21 protein-coding genes and 1 pseudogene are annotated in these 21,360 nt (G+C 72.8%); 14 read left to right on the top strand and 8 right to left on the bottom strand.

The window, feature by feature from the left end; translation table 11 throughout:
• The 5 genes and pseudogenes from UK12_RS41685 to UK12_RS27890 form a co-directional block, all read left to right on the top strand.
• Positions 1 to 376: pseudogene (locus UK12_RS41685) on the top strand (potassium-transporting ATPase subunit B); the annotation flags it as partial.
• 12 nt (positions 377 to 388) lie between these two features.
• The gene (gene kdpC, locus UK12_RS27905) at positions 389 to 1,024 is read left to right on the top strand and encodes a potassium-transporting ATPase subunit KdpC (protein WP_045305948.1); all 636 of its coding nucleotides are present in this window, start codon (positions 389 to 391) and stop codon (positions 1,022 to 1,024) included.
• A gap of 134 nt (positions 1,025 to 1,158) precedes the next feature.
• Positions 1,159 to 3,720: an ATP-binding protein gene (locus UK12_RS27900; RefSeq protein ID WP_045305947.1), complete on the top strand. Its 2,562-nt coding sequence runs from the start codon at positions 1,159 to 1,161 to the stop codon at positions 3,718 to 3,720.
• Complete coding sequence (locus tag UK12_RS27895; protein ID WP_045305946.1) at positions 3,717 to 4,391, top strand: response regulator; 675 nt, start codon at positions 3,717 to 3,719, stop codon at positions 4,389 to 4,391. The genes UK12_RS27900 and UK12_RS27895 overlap by 4 nt, the downstream gene beginning before the upstream one ends.
• A gap of 510 nt (positions 4,392 to 4,901) precedes the next feature.
• Positions 4,902 to 6,326, top strand: coding sequence for a hypothetical protein (locus UK12_RS27890; protein WP_045305945.1), 1,425 nt, complete (start codon positions 4,902 to 4,904; stop codon positions 6,324 to 6,326).
• Positions 6,327 to 6,470: 144 nt separating this feature from the next.
• Here UK12_RS27890 and UK12_RS27885 read toward each other — a convergent pair whose 3' ends face one another.
• The 8 genes from UK12_RS27885 to UK12_RS27850 form a co-directional block, all read right to left on the bottom strand.
• On the bottom strand, positions 6,471 to 7,334 hold the full coding sequence (locus UK12_RS27885) for an ROK family protein (protein WP_045305944.1): 864 nt from the start codon (positions 7,332 to 7,334) through the stop codon (positions 6,471 to 6,473).
• A 114-nt stretch (positions 7,335 to 7,448) separates the two neighbouring features.
• Positions 7,449 to 8,222, bottom strand: a complete 774-nt coding sequence (locus UK12_RS27880) for a polysaccharide deacetylase family protein (RefSeq protein WP_231591413.1) — start codon at positions 8,220 to 8,222, stop codon at positions 7,449 to 7,451.
• Entirely contained in the window at positions 8,219 to 9,613 is a 1,395-nt protein-coding gene (locus UK12_RS27875) for an MGDG synthase family glycosyltransferase (RefSeq protein ID WP_063838334.1), read from the bottom strand. Before UK12_RS27875 ends, UK12_RS27880 begins: the two co-directional genes overlap by 4 nt.
• 232 nt (positions 9,614 to 9,845) lie before the next feature.
• Positions 9,846 to 10,133, bottom strand: coding sequence for a metal-sensitive transcriptional regulator (locus UK12_RS27870; RefSeq protein ID WP_045305943.1), 288 nt, complete (start codon positions 10,131 to 10,133; stop codon positions 9,846 to 9,848).
• Positions 10,134 to 10,296: 163 nt separating this feature from the next.
• Entirely contained in the window at positions 10,297 to 11,532 is a 1,236-nt protein-coding gene (locus UK12_RS27865; protein ID WP_045305942.1) for a YbfB/YjiJ family MFS transporter, read from the bottom strand.
• A gap of 279 nt (positions 11,533 to 11,811) precedes the next feature.
• Positions 11,812 to 12,126 (bottom strand): heavy-metal-associated domain-containing protein, encoded by a 315-nt coding sequence (locus UK12_RS45175; protein WP_045305941.1) that lies wholly within the window; start codon positions 12,124 to 12,126, stop codon positions 11,812 to 11,814.
• 263 nt (positions 12,127 to 12,389) lie between these two features.
• Positions 12,390 to 13,298, bottom strand: a complete 909-nt coding sequence (locus tag UK12_RS27855; RefSeq protein WP_045305940.1) for a M56 family metallopeptidase — start codon at positions 13,296 to 13,298, stop codon at positions 12,390 to 12,392.
• A complete protein-coding gene (locus UK12_RS27850; RefSeq protein WP_045305939.1) occupies positions 13,295 to 13,663 on the bottom strand; it encodes a BlaI/MecI/CopY family transcriptional regulator in 369 nt (122 codons plus the stop codon). The genes UK12_RS27855 and UK12_RS27850 overlap by 4 nt, the downstream gene beginning before the upstream one ends.
• 229 nt (positions 13,664 to 13,892) lie before the next feature.
• Between UK12_RS27850 and UK12_RS27845 the strand changes: the two genes are divergently transcribed.
• From UK12_RS27845 to metK, 9 genes are all read left to right on the top strand, one after another.
• The gene (locus UK12_RS27845; RefSeq protein WP_045305950.1) at positions 13,893 to 15,104 is read left to right on the top strand and encodes a trans-sulfuration enzyme family protein; all 1,212 of its coding nucleotides are present in this window, start codon (positions 13,893 to 13,895) and stop codon (positions 15,102 to 15,104) included.
• Between the two features lie 221 nt (positions 15,105 to 15,325).
• On the top strand, positions 15,326 to 15,826 hold the full coding sequence (locus tag UK12_RS27840) for a MaoC family dehydratase (protein ID WP_045305938.1): 501 nt from the start codon (positions 15,326 to 15,328) through the stop codon (positions 15,824 to 15,826).
• Positions 15,827 to 15,882: 56 nt separating this feature from the next.
• Positions 15,883 to 16,713, top strand: a complete 831-nt coding sequence (locus tag UK12_RS27835; RefSeq protein ID WP_045305937.1) for a class I SAM-dependent methyltransferase — start codon at positions 15,883 to 15,885, stop codon at positions 16,711 to 16,713.
• Positions 16,714 to 16,744: 31 nt separating this feature from the next.
• Entirely contained in the window at positions 16,745 to 17,797 is a 1,053-nt protein-coding gene (locus UK12_RS27830; RefSeq protein WP_045305936.1) for a methyltransferase domain-containing protein, read from the top strand.
• Between the two features lie 26 nt (positions 17,798 to 17,823).
• The gene (locus tag UK12_RS27825; protein WP_045305935.1) at positions 17,824 to 18,717 is read left to right on the top strand and encodes a diiron oxygenase; all 894 of its coding nucleotides are present in this window, start codon (positions 17,824 to 17,826) and stop codon (positions 18,715 to 18,717) included.
• 32 nt (positions 18,718 to 18,749) lie between these two features.
• Positions 18,750 to 19,622, top strand: coding sequence for a hypothetical protein (locus tag UK12_RS27820; RefSeq protein WP_045305934.1), 873 nt, complete (start codon positions 18,750 to 18,752; stop codon positions 19,620 to 19,622).
• A 1-nt stretch (position 19,623) separates the two neighbouring features.
• Complete coding sequence (gene acpS / locus UK12_RS27815) at positions 19,624 to 20,046, top strand: holo-ACP synthase (protein ID WP_045305933.1); 423 nt, start codon at positions 19,624 to 19,626, stop codon at positions 20,044 to 20,046.
• A 53-nt stretch (positions 20,047 to 20,099) separates the two neighbouring features.
• Positions 20,100 to 20,342 carry an acyl carrier protein gene (locus tag UK12_RS27810; protein WP_045305932.1) on the top strand — a complete coding sequence of 81 codons (243 nt, stop codon included), beginning with the start codon at positions 20,100 to 20,102 and terminating at the stop codon, positions 20,340 to 20,342.
• A 158-nt stretch (positions 20,343 to 20,500) separates the two neighbouring features.
• A partial coding sequence (gene metK / locus UK12_RS27805; RefSeq protein ID WP_045305931.1) for a methionine adenosyltransferase occupies positions 20,501 to 21,360 on the top strand: 860 nt, incomplete at its 3' end.

Raw genomic sequence — 21,360 nt, 5'->3', positions numbered from 1 at the left:
CGAGATCGTCGAGATCGGCAAGCAGCTGCTGATCACCCGAGGCGCGCTCACCACCTTCTCGATCGCCAACGACGTCGCGAAGTACTTCGCGATCATCCCGGCGATGTTCGCCAGCGTGTACCCGGGCCTGAAGCACCTGAACATCATGGGTCTGCACAGCCCGACCTCGGCGATCACCTCGGCGATCATCTTCAACGCGCTGGTCATCATCGGTCTGATCCCGCTCGCCCTGCGCGGTGTCAAGTACCGCCCGTCCGACGCCAGTTCGCTGCTCCGCAGGAACATCGGAGTCTACGGTTTCGGCGGTCTGGTCGTACCGTTCATCGGGATCAAGCTGATCGACCTCGTCGTGCAGTTCATCCCCGGCCTGAGCTGAGAGAAGCAGGAAATGTCCAAGCCACTGCCCACCGCCGTGCGCACGCACCTGACCGCGCTGCGGATGCTGCTGGTGATGACCGTGATCCTCGGTCTCGCCTACCCGCTGCTGGTCACCGGGATCAGCCAGGTCGCCTTCGCCGGCAAGGCCAACGGTTCGCTCGTCAGCTCCAGCGGCAAGGAGATCGGCTCCAGCCTGCTCGGCCAGAGCTACAACCTGCCCAGGAAGGACCCGAACGACCCGAACGAGGAGGCCCAGCCGGACCCCAGGTGGTTCCAGCCGCGCCCCTCCGCCGCCGGCACCGGTTACGATGCCAAGAGTTCGAGCGCCAGCAACCTCGGCCCCAACAGCGCCGACCTGCTGAAGGCGGTCGAGGACCGGCGGGCCGCGGTCGCGGCCTTCGACGGGGTCGCCCCGGCCACCGTCCCGGTGGACGCGCTGACCGCCTCGGGATCCGGGCTCGACCCGGACATCTCGGTGGCCTACGCCCGCGAGCAGGTCGGCCGGGTCGCCAAGGCCCGCAGCCTGTCGGCCGACACCCTCAACCACCTGATCGACACCTGCACCGACGGCCGTTCCCTCGGGTTCCTGGGCCAGCCCGGCGTCAACGTCGTCCTGCTCAACAAGGCGCTGAGCGAGCAGAAGTGACAATGTCACGAACGACTCAGTGATCCGACCGACCCGGGTACGGGGGCCAACGCCCCGCACCCGGGTCGGTCGCCCGTGTACCCGCCTGCGTGCCGGACCCCGCGCACGCCCTCCGCAAGGAAAGAGCAGCGCCCATGTCCCGTGACCTCACTCCCGGCACCCTCACCCGCCGCGGGAAGTTGAGGGTGTACCTCGGCTCGGCACCCGGTGTCGGCAAGACGTACCGGATGCTGGACGAGGCGCGCAGACGGCAGGAGCGCGGGGCGGACGTGGTGGTCGGGTACATCGAGTGCCACGGCCGCCGGCACACCGAGAACATGCTGGCGGGCCTGGACATCGTTCCGCGCCTCACCCGCACCTACCGGGACACCGAGTTCCAGGAGATGGACCTGGAGGGGGTGCTCGCCCGCAGGCCGACCGTGGTCCTGGTGGACGAGCTCGCACACACCAACATCCCCGGCGGGCGCAACGCCAAGCGCTGGCAGGACATCGACGAACTGCTGGACGCGGGCATCGACGTGATCACCACCGTGAACATCCAGCACCTGGAGTCGCTCAACGACGTGGTCCAGAAGATCACCGGAATTCCGCAGCGGGAGACCGTACCCGACGAGGTGGTCCGCCGGGCCGACCAGATCGAACTGGTCGACATGGCCCCGCAGGCCCTGCGCCGCCGGATGGCCCACGGCAACGTCTACAAGGCGGAGAAGGTGGACGCCGCGCTCTCCAACTACTTCCGGGTCGGCAACCTGACCGCACTGCGCGAACTCGCCCTGCTCTGGGTGGCCGGGCGGGTCGACGAGGGCCTGCGCGACTACCGGGCCAGCCACAACATCGACCGGGTCTGGGAGACCAGGGAGCGCGTGGTGGTCGCGCTCACCGGCGGACCGGAGGGCGAGACCCTGATCCGCCGCGCCGCCCGGATCGCCGACCGCACCGCCGGCGGCGAGCTGCTCGCCGTGCACGTGACCAAGAGCGACGGCCTGGCCGGCGCCTCACCGGGCGCGCTCGCCCAGCAGAGACAGCTGGTGGAGACCCTCGGAGGCAGCTACCACGTGGTGGTCGGCGACGACATCCCCACCGCGCTGCTGGCCTTCGCGCGCGGCCGCGACGCCACCCAGCTGGTCCTCGGCACCAGCAGGCGCGGCCGGATCACCCGCCTCCTCACCGGTCCCGGCATCGGCGAGACCACCGTGGACGCCTCCGAGGACATCGACGTCCACATGGTCACCCACGAGTTCACCGGACGCGGACGGCTGCCCTCGCTCGGCCGCCGGCACTCCCGCAACCGCACCATCGCCGGATACGTCGCCGGCCTGGTGGTGCCCAGCCTGCTGACCGCCGTGCTCTCCCAGTTCCACACCCAGGTCAACCTGACCACCGACGCGCTGATCTTCCAACTCGGCGTCGTGGCCGTGGCGTTGCTCGGCGGTGCGGTCTCCGCCCTGCTGGCCTCGCTGGTCGCCTCGCTGCTGCTCAACTACTTCTTCATCCCGCCCACCCACACCTTCACCATCGGCGAGACCAACAACGTCATCGCCCTGCTGGTCTTCGCCATGGTCGCCCTCACCGTCTCCACCGTGGTCGACCACGCCACCAGACTCACCAGCCGGGCCGCCCGCGCCACCGCCGAGGCGGAGACCCTCTCCACCCTGGCCGGCAGCGTGCTGCGCGGCGCCGACGCGGTGCCCGCCCTGCTGGAGAAGTCCCGGACGGCCTTCGCGATGGCCACCGTCGCCCTGCTCGACCGCTCCAGCGGCGAGGTGCTGGCCCGCAGCGACGCCGACGCCGAGGGGACCTCGGGGGAGGCGGTCACCGAGATCGCGGTCGGCGCGGACGCCGTGATGATACTGACCGGCCGCCGGCTCCCGGCCGCCGACCAGCGGGTGCTCACCGCCTTCGCCGCCCACGTCGCCGCCGCGCTGGAACGCGACCGGCTCGCCAGCGTCGCCGCCGAGGTCGAACCGATCAAGGCCGCCGACCGGATGCGCACCGCCCTGCTCGCCGCCGTCAGCCACGACCTGCGCACCCCGCTCGCCGCCGCCCTCGCCTCGATCGGCTCGCTGCGCAGCCCCGACGTCGAGTTCTCCCCGGAGGACGAGGCCGAACTCCTCACCATGGCAGACGAGTCGCTGGTCAAACTCACCCGGCTGGTGGACAACCTGCTCGACATGAGCCGCCTCCAGGCGGGGGCCCTCACCCTCCACCTGGTGCCCACCCACCTCGAAGAGGTGCTGCCCCGGGCGCTCGACTCGCTCTCCGACCCGGACGCTCCCGTCCAGCCGCTCGGTCTCGACAGTGCACCGCCCGTGCTGGCCGACCCGCCGCTGCTGGAACGCGTCCTGGCCAACGTCATCACCAACGCCCTGCGCCACAACGCCCCCGGCGCACCCGTCCTGGTCGCCGCCAGCAGCCTCCCCCAGCCTCCGGCCGGGGGGACCCCCTTGAACCGGGTGGAGATCCGGGTCATCGACCGTGGCCCCGGCATCGCCCCCGAGGACCGCGACCGGGTCTTCCTCCCGTTCCAGCGCCTCGGCGACACCGACAACACCACCGGCGTCGGCCTCGGCCTCGCCCTCTCCCGCGGCCTCGCCGAGGCGATGGGCGGCACCCTGGAGGTCGAGGACACCCCCGGTGGCGGAACCACCATGCTGCTCACCCTGCCCGCCGCCGGAACGGGAGAACCCACCCCATGAACCACATCCTGGTCGTGGACGACGAACCCCAACTGCTGCGCGCCCTGCGGATCAACCTGCACGCCCGCGACTACGCCGTCCTCACCGCCGCGACCGGCGCCGAGGCACTGGAGTCCGCCGGACGCCTGATCCCGGACGCCGTCCTGCTCGACCTCGGCCTGCCCGACCTGGACGGCATGGACATCATCCGCGGTCTGCGCGCCTGGAGCGCCATGCCGATCATCGTGCTGTCCGGCCGGAGCACCACGGTCGACAAGGTGAGCGCGCTCGACGCGGGCGCCGACGACTACCTCACCAAACCCTTCGTGATGGACGAGCTCTTCGCCCGGCTGCGCGCGGTGCTGCGCCGCCCGGGAGGCGAGGAGGCCGCGACCACGGTCACGATCGGGAACCACCTCGTCGACTTACCGGCCACCACCGTGACCGGCCCCGACGGACCGGTCCGGCTCACCCCGACCGAGTGGAAGATCCTCACCCTGCTGCTCGCCACCCCCGGCCGCCTGGTCCCCGGCCGGCAGATCCTCCGCGAGGTCTGGGGCCCCGAGGCCGAGGAGCACGGCAACTACCTCCGGGTCTACCTCGCGGGCCTGCGCCGCAAGCTGGAACCCGACCCGACCCGGCCCCGCCACCTGATCACCGAACCGGGCATCGGCTACCGCTTCGAACCCTGACGCCTGAGGCCCCGACGCCTGAGGCTCCGACACCTGAGGCCCCGACACCCGGGGGGCTCCGCTCGATCACGGAGCTCGCCGCTGCGGCCGTCAACGATGCGTCAAGATCGGTCGCCGGGGCGCAAAGGGCGCGTCAGGGAGCGTGGCGCCGAGGTCCGGGCGCCGTAGCGTCAGCGGTGAGGAAGCGGGTCTGCGCCTCGGGGGAGAGGCAGACCGCGTCCACCGCCGGTGAAGACCTTCACCGTTCGACCACCGGCGGCCAGGTGATGGGGGAGGGGACGCGCGGTCATGACAGCGGGTGCATCGGGCAGACCGGCCGGATCGGCAGGGAAGACACGTCCGCCGGGGGCGGCGGACAGTGGTCCGAACGGTCCGGTCAGCCCGATACCCGGGCCGCGCGCCCCCCGCACCACCTCGGCACCGGGGGGAGAGACACCTCCGGGGCCGGCCGCGAACACCTCACCTTCGCGGCCGGCCCCGCGAGGCATCCCCGGTATCCTCCCGCTCGCGGTGCTCGGACCGGCGGCCCTGAAGGCGCGTTCCTGGCAGACGCCCCGAGTGCTCCGGGTCCTCACCGCACTGTGCCTCGCCGCACTGCTCACCACGGCCGCCGTCGCCGCCACCGTCCTCGGCGGCGCCCGGGACGGCACCGACACCATCGGCCACGACAAGGCCCCGCAGGCCGTCCGTGCCGCCGACCTCTACTTCGCGCTCGCCGACATGGACGCCCAGGCCGCCGACCTGCTGCTCGCCGGCGCCGACCCCGACTACGCCAAGCTGCGCACCGAGACCCGGCAGACCTACGAGCAGCGCCGTGCCCAGGCCGACTCGGACCTCCAGCGCGCCACCGAGGCCGCCGTCGGAGACCCCGTCGGCGAGCAGGCCGTCCACACCGTGATCGACGACCTCGGCCAGTACGAGAGCCTGGTCGCCCGCGCCCAGCTCCTGGAGGACCAGGCCCACGCCCCGGCCGGCCGCCCCTCGCCCGAGGCGCTCGACGCCTACCGCCAGGCCACCGACCTGCTGCGGCAGCAACTCCTGCCCGCCGCCGACCGGGTGACCGCCGGCAACGCCGCCACCGTCGACCGGGTCTACACCGCCCAGCGCGGCGACCTCGCCGCCGGACGCCGGTGGCTGCTGGCCGCCGGGCTGGTGGCGGTGGCGGCCCTGGTCCTGCTGCAACGCACGCTCGCCGTCCGGTTCCGACGGCTCCTCAACCCGGCGCTGCTCGCCGTCACCGCGCTCACCGTCGTCGCCGTCGCCACCGGCTACACCCTCGCGGGCACCACCGACCGGAATCTGGTCGTCGCCAAGAGCAACGCGTACGACTCGGTGATCGCTCTCAGCCGCGCCCGCGCTGTCGCCTACGACATGAACGCGGACGAGAGCCGCTACCTCACCGACCCGTCCCGCGCCGCCGCGTACGAGCAGAGCTACCGGGACAAGAGCCAGTCCATGGTCCGCCTGGGCGGCAGCGGCAGCCTGACCGACTACGAGAGCGGCCTGGCCGCCGCCGTCACCGCCCACCGGGCCGAGCCGCAGGCCAAGGTGGTCTTCGGCGGCTTCCTCGGCGACGAGCTGCGCAACATCACCTTCCCCGGTGAACGGGCGGCGGCGGAGCAGGTCCTGACGGACTACCGGCAGTACCAGTCGGACGACCGCACGATCCGACAGCTGTCCGGCCAGGGCCGCCTCAAGGAGGCCGTCACCTACGACACGGGCACCGGAGCCGGCCAGTCGAACGCGGACTTCGGCCAGCTCGCAGACGCGATGGACGGCGTGATCGCCATCAACCAGCGCTCCTTCGACGGCGCCGTCACCGCCACCGACCACGACCTCGGCCCCGGCCTCGCCCTGGGCGGCGCAGCCCTGCTGGCCGTCGCACTGACACTGACCGTCCTCGCCGTCCGCCCCCGCCTCCGCGAGTACCGCTGACCCCGGCCGCGCCTCCGCTTGCCGAGATGCGTCGGAGCCCGAGCAGCCCTGTGAGGTGATCGGGGCCGAGCCCGCGCGCCTGCTCCGTTACGGCTTCGCGCCCACCACCCTCGACACCCCCGCCGGACCGCTCGGCCCCTGCCGTCAGACGTACTGCTGCACCCACGCCTGGCCGTCGGCGGCCGCACCGGCCAGACGGATGGCGCCGCGCGCGACGACCAGCTCACCGGCCCGGATGCGGGCGACGGCGCAGGCCTCCCACAGTTCGGGCAGGGCGTGGCGCTCTGCGGTGGCCAGCGCGGTGTCCCAGTAGCCCGGGTAGCCGAGGGTGCCGCCCGCGACCCGGATCACGTCGGGGTTCAGGAGGTTGACCAGCGACGCGAGGGCCAGCCCGAACGCCTCACCGGCCGCGTGCACGACGGCCCGGATCCGGGGGTCGCCGTCGGCCAGCGCGGCCTGGATCCGTTCCGGCAGCATCCCCGCCGCCCGCACGACGGCACCGCCACCCGCCAGGTCGTCGAGCCGCCGGACACCCTGCGGGGTGGAGACGGGCATGCTGCCGATCTCGCCGGCCCAGCCACGTGCACCTCGGACGACCCGCCCGTCGGCCAGGTAGGCCGATCCCACGGCGGTGCCGCAGACGACCACCGCTGCGGTGGCGGCTCTTGAGAGCTCGGCCGCCTCCTGGGCGAGGGCGGCCCGGATGTCGTTGACCAGCAGCGCGGGGCCGACGCCGTCGCCCGTCCCCGCCCAGCCCGCGAGCTGGGGCAGCACGTCGGAGACCCTGACCCGGCCGCTCTCGACCAGGCCGGGCACGGCGATCCCCAGGACCGTCGGCTTCAGGTCGTTATCCGTGAGGAAGGCCCGGACGGCTGCCTCCAGGTCGGCCGGGGTGACCGCCGGTCCGGTGGCCAGCCGCTGGACGATCGGTTCGTCGAGATCCGGCCCCTCGGCGAGCATGAGCACCTTGGTCCCGCCGATGTCGACACCTACCGCTGCACGCCGCAACTGCCCCGCCTCCCCGCCCGACAACGCTCACTGGTCGGCCCCAGCGTAGAGCCCTCCCGCGCCGGGCGGGAGGCGTCCGGGTGCTCCGCGGTGAGGGTTTGGTCCGATCAGGCGTCAGGCGGTTCCTGCCGGGGCGGTGATGGCGGTTGCGGTCCGGTGTTCCCGCAGGGGGCCCAGCCGGAGGCCGCGGGTTTGGCAGGCGTCGATCAGGCGGGGCAGTGCGCCTAGGGTGGAGCGCCAGGAGCCCGGGGCTGCGGTGCAGTCCGTGTCGTGCAGGAGTACGGTTCCGCCGCCTGTCAGTCTGCGGGTGACCGTGCGGTAGACCGAGTCCGGGCTGGCGGTGGCGGTCCAGTCGCGGCCCCAGGTGCTCCAGAGCATCGGGGTCAGCTCCAACTCCCGTGCGGCGGCCAGTGCCCCGGCGGTCAGTACCCCGTACGGCGGCCGGTACCAGCAGGGTTGGCTGCCGGTCAGTTCGGCGATCACGTCCCGGGCGCGGGCGATGTCGTCGCGTACCGCGCCCGGCGTGCGGGCGAGCAGGCAGCGGTGCTCGTAGCCGTGTACCGCGATCTCGTGGCCCGCCGCGACGAGTTCACGGCCCAGGCCGGGAGCGCGGACCAGCATCCGGCCGAGCAGGAAGAATGTCGCCCGTACGCCCGCGCGGTCCAACTCCCGCAGGAAGGCGGGCGTGGAGGCCGGGTCCGGGCCGTCGTCGAAGGTCAGTGCGACGTGGTCCGGATCGCCGAACCCGCACAACTCGGGGGTGAGCCAGGGCCGTACCGCGTTGAGCGCGCTGAGCGCGGGCGCGGCGTGCGCCACCGCGAGCGAGCCCGCCGCCAGCGTGCCTGACAGGGCCAGGGCCTTGGTCACGGGGCCGATCAGACCGCTCACGAGGCCAACTCCCGGGTGTCCGAACGGCGGAGGGGCGGGACGGCGGGTGCGGCAGGCGGAGTGGACACCGTGGGTGCGGTGAGGACGGCACCGGCCAGGGCGGCGATCACCTGGTCCGCCGGGACGGCCGCCTCCGTACGGCCGGCGGTGCCCGCGACGAGCGCTTCGCCGAGCAGCGCGGCGAGTTGCCCGGGGGTCCGGATCCACGGGGCGAGCCCGGCCTCGTCCAGGGCTTCGGCGTTGGTGACGCCGTGGCCGGGCAGGCAGCGGTAGCTGACCACGGGGACGCCGCTGGCCATCGCCTCCAGGGAGGTGAGTCCACCCGCGTTCTGCACCACCACGTCCGAGGCGCGGAGCAGTGCGGGCATGTCGTCCACCCAGCCGAGCGCCACGCCCACCCCGTCCTCGGCAAGCCGTTCGCGCAGTGCCGAGTTCCGGCCGCACACCGTGACCGGCGTGGCCAGGCCGGTCGCCGCGATCTCCCGGGCGGCGAGTTCCACCTCGCCCACGCCCCAGGAGCCGGCCACCACCAGTGCCACCGGACGGCCGGTGGGCAGCCCGAACCGCAGGCGCTCGCAGAGCCGTTCGTCCGCCGACGCCGCCGGACGGAACTGCGGCCCGACCAGCGGTCCGCTGACCAGCACGCCGTTGGCCCGGTGGGCGCGCGCCTGGGTGGCGGCCACCGGGTGCAGCGCGAGGTGCAGATCGACTCCGCGGGCCACCCAGAGCGGGTGCACCGACATGTCGGTGAGGAAGGTGACCACGGGTGCCGCGAGCCTGCCGCGCCGGCGGAGCCTGCCCAGGGCCTGGCTGGCCAGCGGATAGGTGGACACCACGGCGCCGGTGTCGGGACCGATCAGCGCGCGGATCCGCCGGGCGGCGGCGCGACCGGCGAGCGCGCTGACCAGCGCCGAGGACCAGCGGTGCCGTTGCAGGCCCTCCAGCAGCCAGCCCCAGGCCCAGGGCGCGACGCGCAGCTCCAGCTCGTAACTCGCGCGGAGGACCCGCCCCCATCCCGGCGGCAGCAGGTCGAGGAAGTCATGGCAGTCGACCACGAGGCCGAACTGCCGCAGACGGCGCACCAGTTCGCGGGCCGCGCCGTCATGCCCGGCCCCGATGCTCGCGGACACCACCGTGACCCGGCGGGGCTGGGCGTGCCGGGACGGGGTGGGCTGGGGCAGCAGCGTCAGCGGGCGGGGCCGTGTGCGGGTCGCCCTGCGGCGCTCCGTACGGCCCGGCCTGCGCGCGCCGCCGACCGACGGCCGGACGCGACCGCCGTCCGCGTCCGCCGCATCGGGCTGCTGCGCCCCACCCGCGCCGTAGCCCCGGCCCATCGCTGCGGCGCCCGCCGGACCGCGGTCGGACGGCTCCGGGATGTGGGGCTGGGGCATCAGGGGCTCCTTGCGCAGGACACAGCGCCGGAACCTCCGTCCGGCAGTGCGGCTCAGCATTGCCCCGTGACGCTGAAGCCAGCCTGAAGCAAGCTGAAGGCCCCTTCAGCACACGTCGTGCGAAGGGGCCTTCACCAGGGAGTTCACCTGTCGGTACCGGTTGGTTGCCGTTGGGCCACGGGCGCGGGTGCGCACAGCCGGGGTGTGAGGGGTGCCGAGAGCGCCTGCGGCGTCAGGAGCGGACCAGGCGGGCGATGGCCGCGTTGGCTTCCTTGAGCTTGAGCGCGGCCTCGTCGCCGCCCGCGCTCACGGCGTTGCTCACGCAGTGGGCGAGGTGCTCCTCCAGCATCTGGAGGGCGAAGGACTGGAGGGCCCGGGTGCTCGCGGAGACCTGGGTGAGGACGTCGATGCAGTAGGTGTCCTGCTCGACCATCCGCTGGAGGCCGCGGATCTGCCCCTCGATACGGCGCAGTCGCTTGAGGACGTCGTCCTTGTGGTTGCTGTAGCTGTGGTCGACCATGGGCCTACTCCGGTTCCCTCATGTACTCGGCTCTCGCCCTGTCGGGGCGGCTCTCACCCTTCTCCGGGGCGGCCATCGGCGATGTCGGCCGGACCTGTCGGTGTATCACTCGCGGTGGGCCGTCCGGTGGGCGTGCGTCTGCTGCGCCACCGGCGAGCTTACTTTACCCGGGGACGGTATCCGTGGGAACGGAGACGGCCGGGGCGGGCGGGGCGGACGGGGGGACGGTACGGGCCCGCTGCGCGAGCGCGGTGGCGGCGGCCAGCGCGAGCAGCACCGCGCCGATGGCCAGCCCTGCGGTGGTGCCGCTCGGCCCGTCGGAGAGGGTGCCCGCCAGCAGCGGGCCCAGGCACTGGCCGAGGGCGAAGACGGTGGTCAGTCCGGCGATGGCGGCCGTCCAGTAGTGCTGGGGCAGGCTGTCCCTGGCGCAGGTGGTGACGGCCGTGATCACGGACAGGAAGGCCGAGCCGAAGAGCAGCGCGGAGGCGTACGAGACCGGGGCGGCCGAGGAGAGCAGCGGGAGCGCCGCGGCGACGGCGGTGACGGCCATCAGCAGCGCGCTGCCCCGGCCGCCCCTGAGTCGCCCGAGGATCCCGCTCCAGCCGAAGCCCGCCACCACGGCGGAGCAGCCGAGTGCGATCCAGAACGCCGTGACCAGGCCGTCGCCCGCGCCGTGGCCGCGCAGGTGGGCGACGATGAAGGTCATGTAGGCGATGTACCCGGCGCCGAACAGGCCGTACGAGATCAGCAGCGCCAGCAGCGGACGGGCCGGCCAGCGCAGACCGGGATCGGCAGCACTGCGGGTGGCACTGCGGGTGGTGTCGGCGGCGGGCCCGGGGCGGGCCGAGCCCGGCAGGCAGGCGGGGATCGCGGCCAGCGACAGGACTGCCAGCACCACCCAGGCGGTGCGCCAGTCGGGTGCGCCGCCGGGCCCGCCCAGGACCACGGGGACGGCGGCTCCGGACACGGCCACCCCGAGGCCGCCGCCGGCGAAGTAGACGCCGAGCAGCAGGGCCGAGCGGCCCGGTGCGGCTCCCGCGCCGAGGCGGGCCGCGAGCGTGCCGCCGACGATCAGGGCCACGGCGCCCGCCGCTCCGGCGACCAGGCGGACCACTAGCAGGTAGGTGAGGTCCGCGAAGGCCGCGGTGGCGGCCAGCGAGACGGCGACGGCGGCCAGGCTTCCGAGCAGCGCGGTGCGTTCGCCCCGCCGGGCGGCGACGGTGGGCGCGGCCAGTGCGCCGGCCAGGTAGCCGACGGCGTTGGCGGTGGTCAGCGTGCCGGCGGTGGCCAGCGACCAGTGCAGGGAGGAGCGCATCGCGGGCAGCACCAGCGCGTAGGCGAAGCGGCCGAGCCCCAGTGAGACGGCCGGTGCGGTGGCCAGGCCGAGGGCCATCGCCATCGAACGGGCGGGGCCCGGTTTCTCCTCGGCGCCTGGGGAAGGGGAGGCAGGGGTGCCCGCCGGACTGCCTGCGGCAGAAGGTAAGTGACGGTCTGTCATGGGACTCCTTGGCCAGGCCGAGTGAGCCGCGGGTACCGTCGGTCGGTGGTTCGGGCCGGTGCTCGCGTGCTGCGTCTCACGGCTGATCCGCCCGGTCCGGGGGAGGGCCCCGGAGTCGGGGGTGGGCCCGGGGCGTGCACGGCGGTGTCCGCATCGCGCGCGCCCCGGGTGCTGAGGGGGTCAGGCTGCGGGCCCCACCAGTTCGTAGCCGGCCTCGTCGACGGCCTCGGCGACGGCGCTGCGCTCCAGGGGCTGCTCGCTGTCGACCGTGACGTTGCCGGTGGCGAGGTCGACGGCGACCGAGGTGACGCCCGGGAGCTTCGTGAGCTCGGCGGTGACGGAACCGACGCAGTGGCCGCAGGTCATGCCCTGGACGACGTAGATCTCCCGGGTGCCGGTGGTGGGTTCGGCGGTGGGGGCGGAGCCGCACGAGCCGCCGCCGCAGCAGGAGCCTGCGGTCTGGGCGACGTCTTCGGTGAGGAGGTTCTCGGGCATCGGGTGCTCCCTTGCTGGGTCTCTCGCGTCAGGCGATCCGGCAGGCCTGTCGGCCACCGACCTGACGAACATACCATACCCCCCTAGGGTAATGTCATGAGTCTGCGGTAGCCCGCTATCCGGGTGGTCCGGGTGGTCCGGTGGAACGGCAGGCCCCGCGCGGTCGGCAGTGGCAGGGCGCGGCCGGCTGCGACAGCGGGGCCGTGCAGGCGCAGCCGAGGCCCGGCCCGCACCGCAGTGGGCCGCGACCGGCGGTGCCGTACTCAGCCGAGCGTCGGCCCGCAGGTGACGAAGTACGGCAGCAGCGGCGCCGACAGGGCGAGCAGCAGCACGGCGGTCCGGGCCACCGGATGCAGACCGGTCCGGGGCAGCAGCAGCCGCTTGAGGCGGAGCAGCACGGTGGGCCCGCCGGCGGCTAGTGCGGTCTGCGGTACGCCGCCCGCGGCGACCTCGCACATGGCGGCGGCGAGCGCCTTCGGGGTGCAGCTGCGCAGGGCGTGGTCGTCGGCGACCATCTCCAGCAGGTCGGCGGTCTGGCTCCGGGCGGCGCGGGCGAGCGGGAGGCCGGGGAAGGCGCGGGCGAAGCCCTCGGCGAGGGCGAGCGAGAGGTGGTGGCGGCCGCGCAGGTGGGCGCGTTCGTGTTCGAGGACGGCGTGCAGCTGCTCGGGTGTCAGGGTGTCGAGGGTGCCGCTGGTCAGGACGATGCGGGGCCGCCGTCCCGGCAGGCAGTACGCGGCGGGGGTCTCGTGCTCCAGGACGACGGCGCCCAGCCGGGGTTCGGGGCGTCCGGCCAGGTCGAGCAATGCGCGGTGGCGGCGCCGGTGGCGGCGCGAGCGGAGCAGCACGGCGCCGGACCAGCCGAGCGGCCAGGCGGCGGCGATCCCGACCGGGAGCAGGAGTCCAGGACCCTCCGGGCCGCGCTCGACCGAGGGTGTGTCGTCCCTGCCGAGCCAGACGTCGATGACGCCGAGCAGCCCGTGCAGGTGCTGGCCGGACCGGGTGAGGTGGTAGGCGGCCAGGGCCGCGGAGACGACGAAGGTGAGCATCAGCGCCCGCCAGAGTGTCAGCGCGGCCCGCGGTGCGCGGTGGGCCCAGCGGGCCCGGCCGAGGGCGGCCGGTGCCGCCCACCCCACGACGGCGGCGTAGCCGGTGAGGACGGCCGCGGCGATCACTGCTCGCCGGCTCGGTCGATGGCCAGGAGCGCCTGGCGGAGCGCCTCCTGCTCGTCGGGGGAGATCTGTTCGACGAACCGGGCGAGTGCGGTGGAGCGGTCCGGGCTGACGCCCAGGGCGTCGTGCATCAGGGCCGCCGTGTAGGCCTCGCGGCTGCGGGTGGGCTGGTAGACCCAGGCCCGGCGCTCCTTCTCGCGGCGCAGATGGCCCTTGTTGTAGAGGATGTCGGCGACCGTCATCACCGTCGTGTACGCCACGGGCCGCTTCCGGTTGAGGTCGTCGACGATCTCCCGGACGGTGGCGGGCCGCCCCCAGCTCCACAGGCGGTCCATGATCTCCGCCTCCAGCTCTCCAAGTCGTCGCACGCTGACGTCCCCTCCTCGTCGCACCGCCGCCCCTTCTTCGGCTCTCATGGTAGACGAGACCGGCCCTCCGGTGGGAGGAGGAGACGCCGGACTTTATACCGTCGGGGGGTATGGTACCGACGGCGTGAATCTGATCACCACACGTCAAGGAGGGCGCGTGGAAGCCGACTTGGGAAACCCTGGGCTCCTTCGCTGCGCGCCGGGCGCTTCGGCGGGCATCCTGGCCGGCATGACAGTCACCACCAGCGGCGCGGCCGCGCCCCTCGGCCGTACCCGCCCGCAGACCCGCGCCGTCCACGTCACCGCGCCGCAGCCACCGGGCAGCCGCCCGCTGGCCGTCCCGCTCTACCAGACCTCCGGATTCGCCTTCGACGACCCGGACGCCATCGCCGACGCCATGGCCGGCCCTGACGGCGCCTTCGTCTACACCCGGCGGGGCAATCCGACCACCAGTGCGCTGGAGTCGGTCCTCGCCGACCTGGAGGGCGGCGCCGCCGCCATGGCCACCGCCTCGGGGATGGGCGCGATCAGCTCGGTGCTGCTCGCGCTGTTGCGCCCCGGCGACCATGTGATCGTCCAGCGCTGCCTGTACGGCGGCACCTTCTCGATCCTCTCCGACCTCACCGAGCGCTACGGCGTCGAGGTCACCGCCGTCGGCGGGGACGACCCGGCCGAGGTCCGCGCCGCGCTGCGGCCCGGGTCGCGGCTGCTCTACCTGGAGACCATCGCCAACCCGACCACCCAGGTGGCCGACCTGCCCGCGCTGCTCGCGGTCGGCCGGTCCGCCGGGCTGATCGGGGTGGTGGACAACTCGCTCGCCACGCCGCTGCTCTGCCGGCCCATCGAGCTGGGCGCGGACATCGTGGTCCACTCCACCACCAAGTACCTGGGCGGGCACTCGGACGTGATCGGCGGTGCGGCCGTCTTCGCGGACCGGGCGCGGCACCGCGAGGTCTGGCAGCGGGCGGTCGAACTCGGCGCCACCGCCGACCCGTTCGCCTCCTGGCTGACCATCCGGGGCATCCAGACGCTTGCGCTCCGGATGCGCCAGCACTGCGAGAACGCCTCCTTCCTGGCCCGGCGGCTGGCCGCGCATCCGGCCGTGACGGCGGTCCACTGGCCGGGCCTGGAGAGCCATCCGAGCCACCGGGTCGCCAAGGAACTGCTGGCCGGGTACGGCGGTGTGCTCGCCTTCGACCTGGCCGGCGGCCGGGAGGCGGGCCGCCGCTTCATCTCCTCGGTCGAGCTGGCCTCGCTCGCGCTGTCGATGGGCGGCGTGGAGACGCTGGTCACCCATCCGGCCAGCACCTCGCACCGGGAGCTCGCCCCGGAGCAGCTGGCGCTGGCCGGGATCGGCGCCGGGACGGTACGGGTCGGGGTCGGCATCGAGCACCCCGAGGACCTGTGGGCCGACTTCCGGCAGGCGCTCGCCGACCTCTGAGCCGGGAGTGTGTCAACTCCGTTGCGCCGCAGGCCAGACGGGCGATCGCGGCGTGATCGGCCCGCACTCAGGCCGCATTCCCGGGCCCCCGCAAAGATTTGTATTGACCAAATTATTGGGCCCCTCGTATGTTGTTCACGGCCCTGAAACGCCACCCCAACTCCTGATCGAGACGGTGTGCGGCCGGCCAGGTCGTGCGCATTCGCAGACAAGAGGCACTCATGTACTACTTCGAGGACTTCACCGCCGGGGACGTGTTCGACCTCGGCACGGTCTCCCTGACGGAGCAGGAGATCATCGAGTTCGGTACCCGCTGGGACCCGCAGCCCTTCCACGTCGACCCGGAGCAGGCGGCCGGGTCGACGTACGGCTCGCTGATCGCCAGCGGCTGGCAGACGGCCTCGATGTTCATGCGCCGGTACGTCGACGGGCTGCTCGCCGACAGCGCGTGCGCCGGATCGCCCGGCGTGGACGAGATCCGCTACATCCGCCCGGTCAGGGCGGGCGACGTGCTCAACGCCAAGGTCCACATCCTCGGCGCGGGGCCCTCGTTCGGCCGTCCGACCACCGGCATCGTCAAGCCGCGCTGCCAGCTGGAGGACGCGGACGGGTCGGTCGTCTTCAGCATGATCCTGCACAGCATCTTCGAGCGGCGCGGAGCGCGCGAGCTGGTCGGGAGCCGGCCGTCCGCCGGGTTCTCCCCGGACCCGTGCCACCCGTAACCCGCCCACCCCGCACGCGAACCAGACCCGCGAACCCGAAGAAGAGGGGGCCCTCCGTGGAGGCCGTATCCCGTACCGCCCAGTGGACCGCCGCCGCGCGCGCCCTGGAGTCCGAGCGGGCCGACGCCCTGTTCGTCGACCCGTACGCCCGGACCGTCGCCGCAGACACCGGCTTCAAACTGCTCGACCGCTACGCCGGGGCGGGGACGGTCGAGTTCCTCGCCATCCGCACCACCTACCTGGACCGCGCGATCCGGCGGGCGGTCGGCGAGCAGGGCATCCGGCAGGTCGTCTTCCTCGCCACCGGCATGGACACCCGCCCCTACCGGCTGCCGTGGCCCGAGGGCGTCACCGTCTTCGAGCTGGACCGGCCCGCGCTGCTGGAGGCGAAAGCGCAGCTGCTCGAGGAGGCCGACGCCGAACTGCCCGCCGGGGTCACCCGCCACCCGATCGCGGTGGACCTCGCGGGGGAGTGGAGCGACTCGCTGCGCGCCGCCGGGTGGCAGGAGCGGACGCCGACCCTGTGGGTGGTCGAGGGCCTGCTCTTCTTCCTCCCCGAGGACGCGGTGCGCCGGCTGCTCACCACCGTCGCCTCGCTCTCCGCCCCCGGCACCGTGCTGCTCGGCGACTTCGCCAGCCGGGTGTCGCTGATCAACCCGATGGCCCGCCCGTTCCTGAGCGCGCTCAAGGAGGACGGCAACCCCTGGCTGTTCGGCACCGACCACCCCGAGACCTTCCTCACCGAGTGCGGCTGGCAGCCGCGCGAGGTCAGGCAGCCGGGCGACGAGGGCGCGGCGTTCGACCGCTGGCCGTACGCCTCGGTGGCCCGCGAGGTGCCCGGCGTGCCGCGCTCGTTCCTGTTCACCGCCGACCTGCCGCAGGGCTGAGACAAGTCCCGCGACTTCAGGAGGAGTCGACATGACCGACGAGACCGCCGCCCGGTTCCACCAGCGCGTCATCGGCGACGCGGGCGCAGCCGTCCGGGGCCTGACCGTGGCCCTCGGCGAACGCCTCGGCCTGTACCGGGCGCTGCACGGTGCCGGACCGCTGACCATCGACGAGTTCGCCGAGCGCGCGGGCATCCACCCCAGGTACTCCCGGGAGTGGCTGCACGCCCAGGTCGCCGCCGACTACGTCGCCCACGACCCCGAGGCCGGCACCTACCGGCTGACCGAGGCGCAGGCCGCCGTCCTCGGCGACCCGGACAGCGCCACCTACGCGGCACCCTTCTTCACCGCCCTCAAGGCGCTCTACGCCACCGAGGACCAGCTGGCCGAGGCGTACCGCAGCGGCGGCGGCGTCGGCTGGGCCGAGCACCACGCCAGCCTGGACTCCGGGATGGGCAGCTACTTCCTGCCCGGCTACCGGGCCAACCTGGTCCAGCACTGGCTGCCCGCGCTGGACGGCGTCACCGAACTGCTCGCCCGGGGCGGCCGGGTCGCCGACATCGGCTGCGGCCCCGGACACGCCACCCTGCTGATCGCCCAGGCGTTCCCGGACGCCGTCGTGCACGGCTACGACTACTCCGAGGAGGCGATCAGCCAGGCCCGCCGCAACGCCCGCGCGGCCGGACTCGCCGACCGGGTGGTCTTCGAGGTCGCCGGCGCCGACGGCATCCCCGGCGGCCAGTACGACCTGATCACCTACTTCAACGTCATCCACGACCTCGGCGACCCCGAGACGGCCGCCCGCCAGGTCCTCAAGGCGCTGACCCCGGACGGTGTCTGGATGATCGTCGAGCCCAACGCGCACGCCGCCGTCACCGACAACGTCAGCCCGGCCGGCCGGCTGTTCATGGGCCTCTCGGCCGTGATGTGCCTGCCGGTGGCCGCCGCCGAGCAGGGCCCGTACGCCCTCGGCAACCACGCCGGGGAGGACGCGCTGGGCGACATCGCCAGGGCGGCGGGCTTCACCCGCTGGCGCCGCGCCACCGAGAGCGCCGTCAACGCCGTCTACGAAGCCCGCCCCTGAGCCCCGACCACCCTGGAGACGAACAGATGACCGCCGCAACCCTCGATCTCACCGACCGGTTCCGCGAACTCCTGGACCGGCTCTCGCAGAAGTCCATCGAGGACTACTACAACCCGTACCAGAGCTTCGACTGGGCCGACGAACTGCCCGAGGACGCCTGGTGGATGAGCCCCGACCTGGTCTCCGCGTACGGCTCCGCGCTGTACGAGGGGCTCGACGAGGCAACGCTGAAGAAGCTCTCCAAGTGGGAGAGCATCAACTTCTACAGCCTCAACGTGCACGGCATCCGCGAACTGATCATCGAGGTCGTGGACCGCATCCACACCCCCGGCTTCGAGATCCCCTCGGACTTCTTCCACCACTTCATCGGTGAGGAGAACGAGCACATGTGGTTCTTCGCCGAGTTCTGCCGCCGCTACGGCGACAAGATCTACGCCGGTGCCGCGCTGAAGTCCGCCCCCGCCGAGAAGCGCTCCCCCGAGGTCGAGAACTTCCTGGTCTTCGCCCGGATCCTGTTCTTCGAGGAGATGGTCGACTTCTACAACATGCGGATGGGGCAGGACACCTCGCTGCACGAGACGATCCGTCAGGTCAACCGGATCCACCACCAGGACGAGTCCCGGCACATCGCCTTCGGCCGCGAACTGGTCTCGCACCTCTACCACCGGATGAAGGCGAGTGCCGACGAGACCGAGCTCCGCGAGGTCGAGGCCTACCTGAAGCGCTACATCGTCTTCAGCCTGCACTCCTTCTACAACCCGCACGTCTACCGCGACGCCGGCATCGCCGACCCGCTGGCCATGCGCGACGCGCTGATCAACGACGAGGGCCGCAAGGCCGTCCAGCGCAAGGTCATCCGCAAGCCGATGGCCTTCTTCCTCAAGTCCGGCATCTTCGCCGACGACACCCTGCCGGACTGACCCCTCTACCCACCCACCCTGGGAGGTGGCCCATGAGCCCCGCAACCAGCCCGCCGACCGCGGACGTCGTCGACACCACCATCGAGCGCAACGGCCTGTCCGCGCTCGGGCCCGAGGCAACCGCCCTGCTGCGCCTGCTGGACGACACCTTCGCGGCCTGGGGCACGGAAGCCGGCGCAACGGCCATGACCATGCCGCCGCTGCTCCCGGCCGCCGACCTGGCCAAGCTCGACTACTACGACAACTTCCCGCACCAGGCGATCCTCGCCGCGCCGCTGGACCTCGCCGAGCGCGAGCACTCGCCGTTCGACCACGCCAGCGGCACCTTCGGCCGCCAGGCCCTGGAGCCCGCCGCCCTGGGCCTGCCCTCGGCCGCCTGCTACGGCGTCTACCTGCACCACGCGGGCACCCGGCTGGCCGGCGACAGCCTGGTGACGGTGGTCGGCCGGTGCTTCCGCAAGGAGACCGCGTACGAGGACCTGCGCCGTCTGCTCGGCTTCCACATGCGCGAGATCGTCGCGCTCGGCTCGCGCGAGCACGCCGAGAACCACCTGCGCACCTTCACCGAGAAGATCGCCGCCTTCGCCGAGGCGCTGGAGCTCCCGCTGCGCCGGGAGGCCGCGACCGACCCCTTCTACGACCGCGGCGGCGCGCGCTTGCTGCTCCAGCAACTCTCGCCGGTCAAGCACGAGTTCCTGTACGAGGACCTGGCCATCGCCTCCGTCAACGTGCACCGGAACTTCTTCGGCGAGCGCTGTGACATCAGCCTGGCCGAGAGCGGCGAGCCCGTCTTCACCAGCTGCGTGGCCTTCGGTCTGGAGCGCTGGCTCTCCGCCCTCACCCGTCGGCACGGCAGCTGGCAGGCCGCCTCCGCCGCCGTCGCGTGGGCACGGTCGGCGGTCTGACATGGCGGCAGGCTCCGTACCTGCCCGCGCCCCGGGCTGGGCGAACCTCGGGATGGACATCGTCTCCGCGGCACGGGTCCGCCAGATGGTGGACGAGCACGGCGAGTCCTTCCTGCTGCGGATGCTGACCGAGCAGGAGCTCGCCGACTGCCGCACCGACGAGGGGCTCAATCTGCTCACCGTCTGCGGCCGGATCGCGGCCAAGGAAGCGGCGTTCAAGACGCTGCGCGTCGCCGACCGGATCCTGCCCTGGCTCGACATCGAGGTCCACCGGGCCGACGGCGGCTGGCCGCTGATCGAACTGCACGGCCGGGCAGCCCAGTTGGCGCAGGACGCGGGTATCGAAGGCATCACCGTCAGCATCAGCCACGACGTCGACTACGCGGTCGCGGTCGGCGCACCGGTCCTCGGACCCGCTATCTGACGCTTCATCAAATGCACGTCATCGAAAACCTATCCGTTCAAAGGAGCATCACCATGTCCGCAGAGCTGCAGCAGGTCAAGACCTGGATCCTCAAGCGCCACCCCGAGCGCCAGGACATCGCCGGCGACCTGGACCTGATCGAGAACCGCCTGATCGACTCGCTCTCCTTCGTCGAGTTCGTCTTCCTACTGGAGCAGGCGAGCGGCCGGACGATCGACATGGAGTCGCTGGAGGTCGACCACCTGCGCACCCTGAACATCATCGAGGCCCGGTTCTTCGGCGTCACCGTCCACTGAACCGGTCGGTCCATCCGGTCCGGGCGGCTCGATCGCACAGCGCCGTACCCAGAGTCGTACAGCGCGGTACAGCGCCGTACCCAGAGCCGCCCGGCGGGACCCCCGTCCTCCCCGCCACCTCCTGCCCGATCCACTCTGCCTGAAGGGGCCCTGCTGCCATGGCACGCCGACTGTTCACCTCCGAGTCCGTGACCGAGGGTCACCCGGACAAGATCGCGGACCAGATCAGCGACGCGATCCTCGACGCGCTGCTGACCGGCGACCCGTCCTCCCGGGTCGCCGTGGAGACCCTGGTCACCACCGGTCAGGTCCATGTGGCCGGTGAGGTCACCACCTCCGCCTACGCGGACATCCCCACCCTGGTCCGGGACACCGTCCTCGCGATCGGCTACGACAGCTCCAAGAAGGGCTTCGACGGCGCCTCCTGCGGCGTCTCGGTCTCCATCGGCTCCCAGTCGCCCGACATCGCCCAGGGCGTCGACACCGCCCTTGAGGTGCGCGGGGAGGGCTCTGTCCCGGCGGAGGGCACCGACACCCTGGACCAGCAGGGCGCCGGCGACCAGGGCCTGATGTTCGGCTACGCCTGCGACGACACCCCCGAGCTGATGCCGCTGCCGATCACCCTGGCCCACCGGCTCTCCCAGCGCCTCACCCAGGTCCGCAAGGACGGCACCGTGCCGTACCTGCGCCCGGACGGCAAGACCCAGGTCACCATCGAGTACGACGGCGACCGCGCGGTCCGCCTCGACACGGTCGTGGTCTCCACCCAGCACGCCGCCGACGTCGACCTCGGCTCGCTGCTCGCCCCCGACATCGAGCAGTTCGTGGTGGCACCCGTCCTGGCGGGCCTCGACCTGGACACCACCGGCTACCGGCTGCTGGTCAACCCGACCGGCCGGTTCGAGATCGGCGGTCCGATGGGCGACGCCGGCCTGACCGGCCGCAAGATCATCGTGGACACCTACGGCGGCATGGCCCGGCACGGCGGCGGCGCCTTCTCCGGCAAGGACCCGTCCAA

The organism is Saccharothrix sp. ST-888, from assembly GCF_000955975.1.
GTDB lineage: Bacteria > Actinomycetota > Actinomycetes > Streptomycetales > Streptomycetaceae > Kitasatospora.
This window is presented reverse-complemented; position numbering and strand designations above follow the sequence as displayed.

Excerpts from the sequence above, each read along its gene's own strand:
- UK12_RS27820 (WP_045305934.1), top strand. The coding sequence starts at position 18,750 with ATGAGCCCCGCAACCAGCCCGCCGACCGCGGACGTCGTCGACACCACC.
- UK12_RS45175 (WP_045305941.1), bottom strand. The coding sequence starts at position 12,126 with ATGCCCGAGAACCTCCTCACCGAAGACGTCGCCCAGACCGCAGGCTCC.
- UK12_RS27810 (WP_045305932.1), top strand. The coding sequence starts at position 20,100 with ATGTCCGCAGAGCTGCAGCAGGTCAAGACCTGGATCCTCAAGCGCCAC.
- UK12_RS27865 (WP_045305942.1), bottom strand. The coding sequence starts at position 11,532 with ATGGCGATGGCCCTCGGCCTGGCCACCGCACCGGCCGTCTCACTGGGG.
- acpS (WP_045305933.1), top strand. The coding sequence starts at position 19,624 with ATGGCGGCAGGCTCCGTACCTGCCCGCGCCCCGGGCTGGGCGAACCTC.
- UK12_RS27840 (WP_045305938.1), top strand. The coding sequence starts at position 15,326 with ATGTACTACTTCGAGGACTTCACCGCCGGGGACGTGTTCGACCTCGGC.
- UK12_RS27875 (WP_063838334.1), bottom strand. The coding sequence starts at position 9,613 with ATGCCCCAGCCCCACATCCCGGAGCCGTCCGACCGCGGTCCGGCGGGC.
- UK12_RS27830 (WP_045305936.1), top strand. The coding sequence starts at position 16,745 with ATGACCGACGAGACCGCCGCCCGGTTCCACCAGCGCGTCATCGGCGAC.
- UK12_RS27895 (WP_045305946.1), top strand. The coding sequence starts at position 3,717 with ATGAACCACATCCTGGTCGTGGACGACGAACCCCAACTGCTGCGCGCC.
- UK12_RS27900 (WP_045305947.1), top strand. The coding sequence starts at position 1,159 with ATGTCCCGTGACCTCACTCCCGGCACCCTCACCCGCCGCGGGAAGTTG.
- kdpC (WP_045305948.1), top strand. The coding sequence starts at position 389 with ATGTCCAAGCCACTGCCCACCGCCGTGCGCACGCACCTGACCGCGCTG.
- UK12_RS27870 (WP_045305943.1), bottom strand. The coding sequence starts at position 10,133 with ATGGTCGACCACAGCTACAGCAACCACAAGGACGACGTCCTCAAGCGA.
- UK12_RS27845 (WP_045305950.1), top strand. The coding sequence starts at position 13,893 with ATGACAGTCACCACCAGCGGCGCGGCCGCGCCCCTCGGCCGTACCCGC.
- UK12_RS27825 (WP_045305935.1), top strand. The coding sequence starts at position 17,824 with ATGACCGCCGCAACCCTCGATCTCACCGACCGGTTCCGCGAACTCCTG.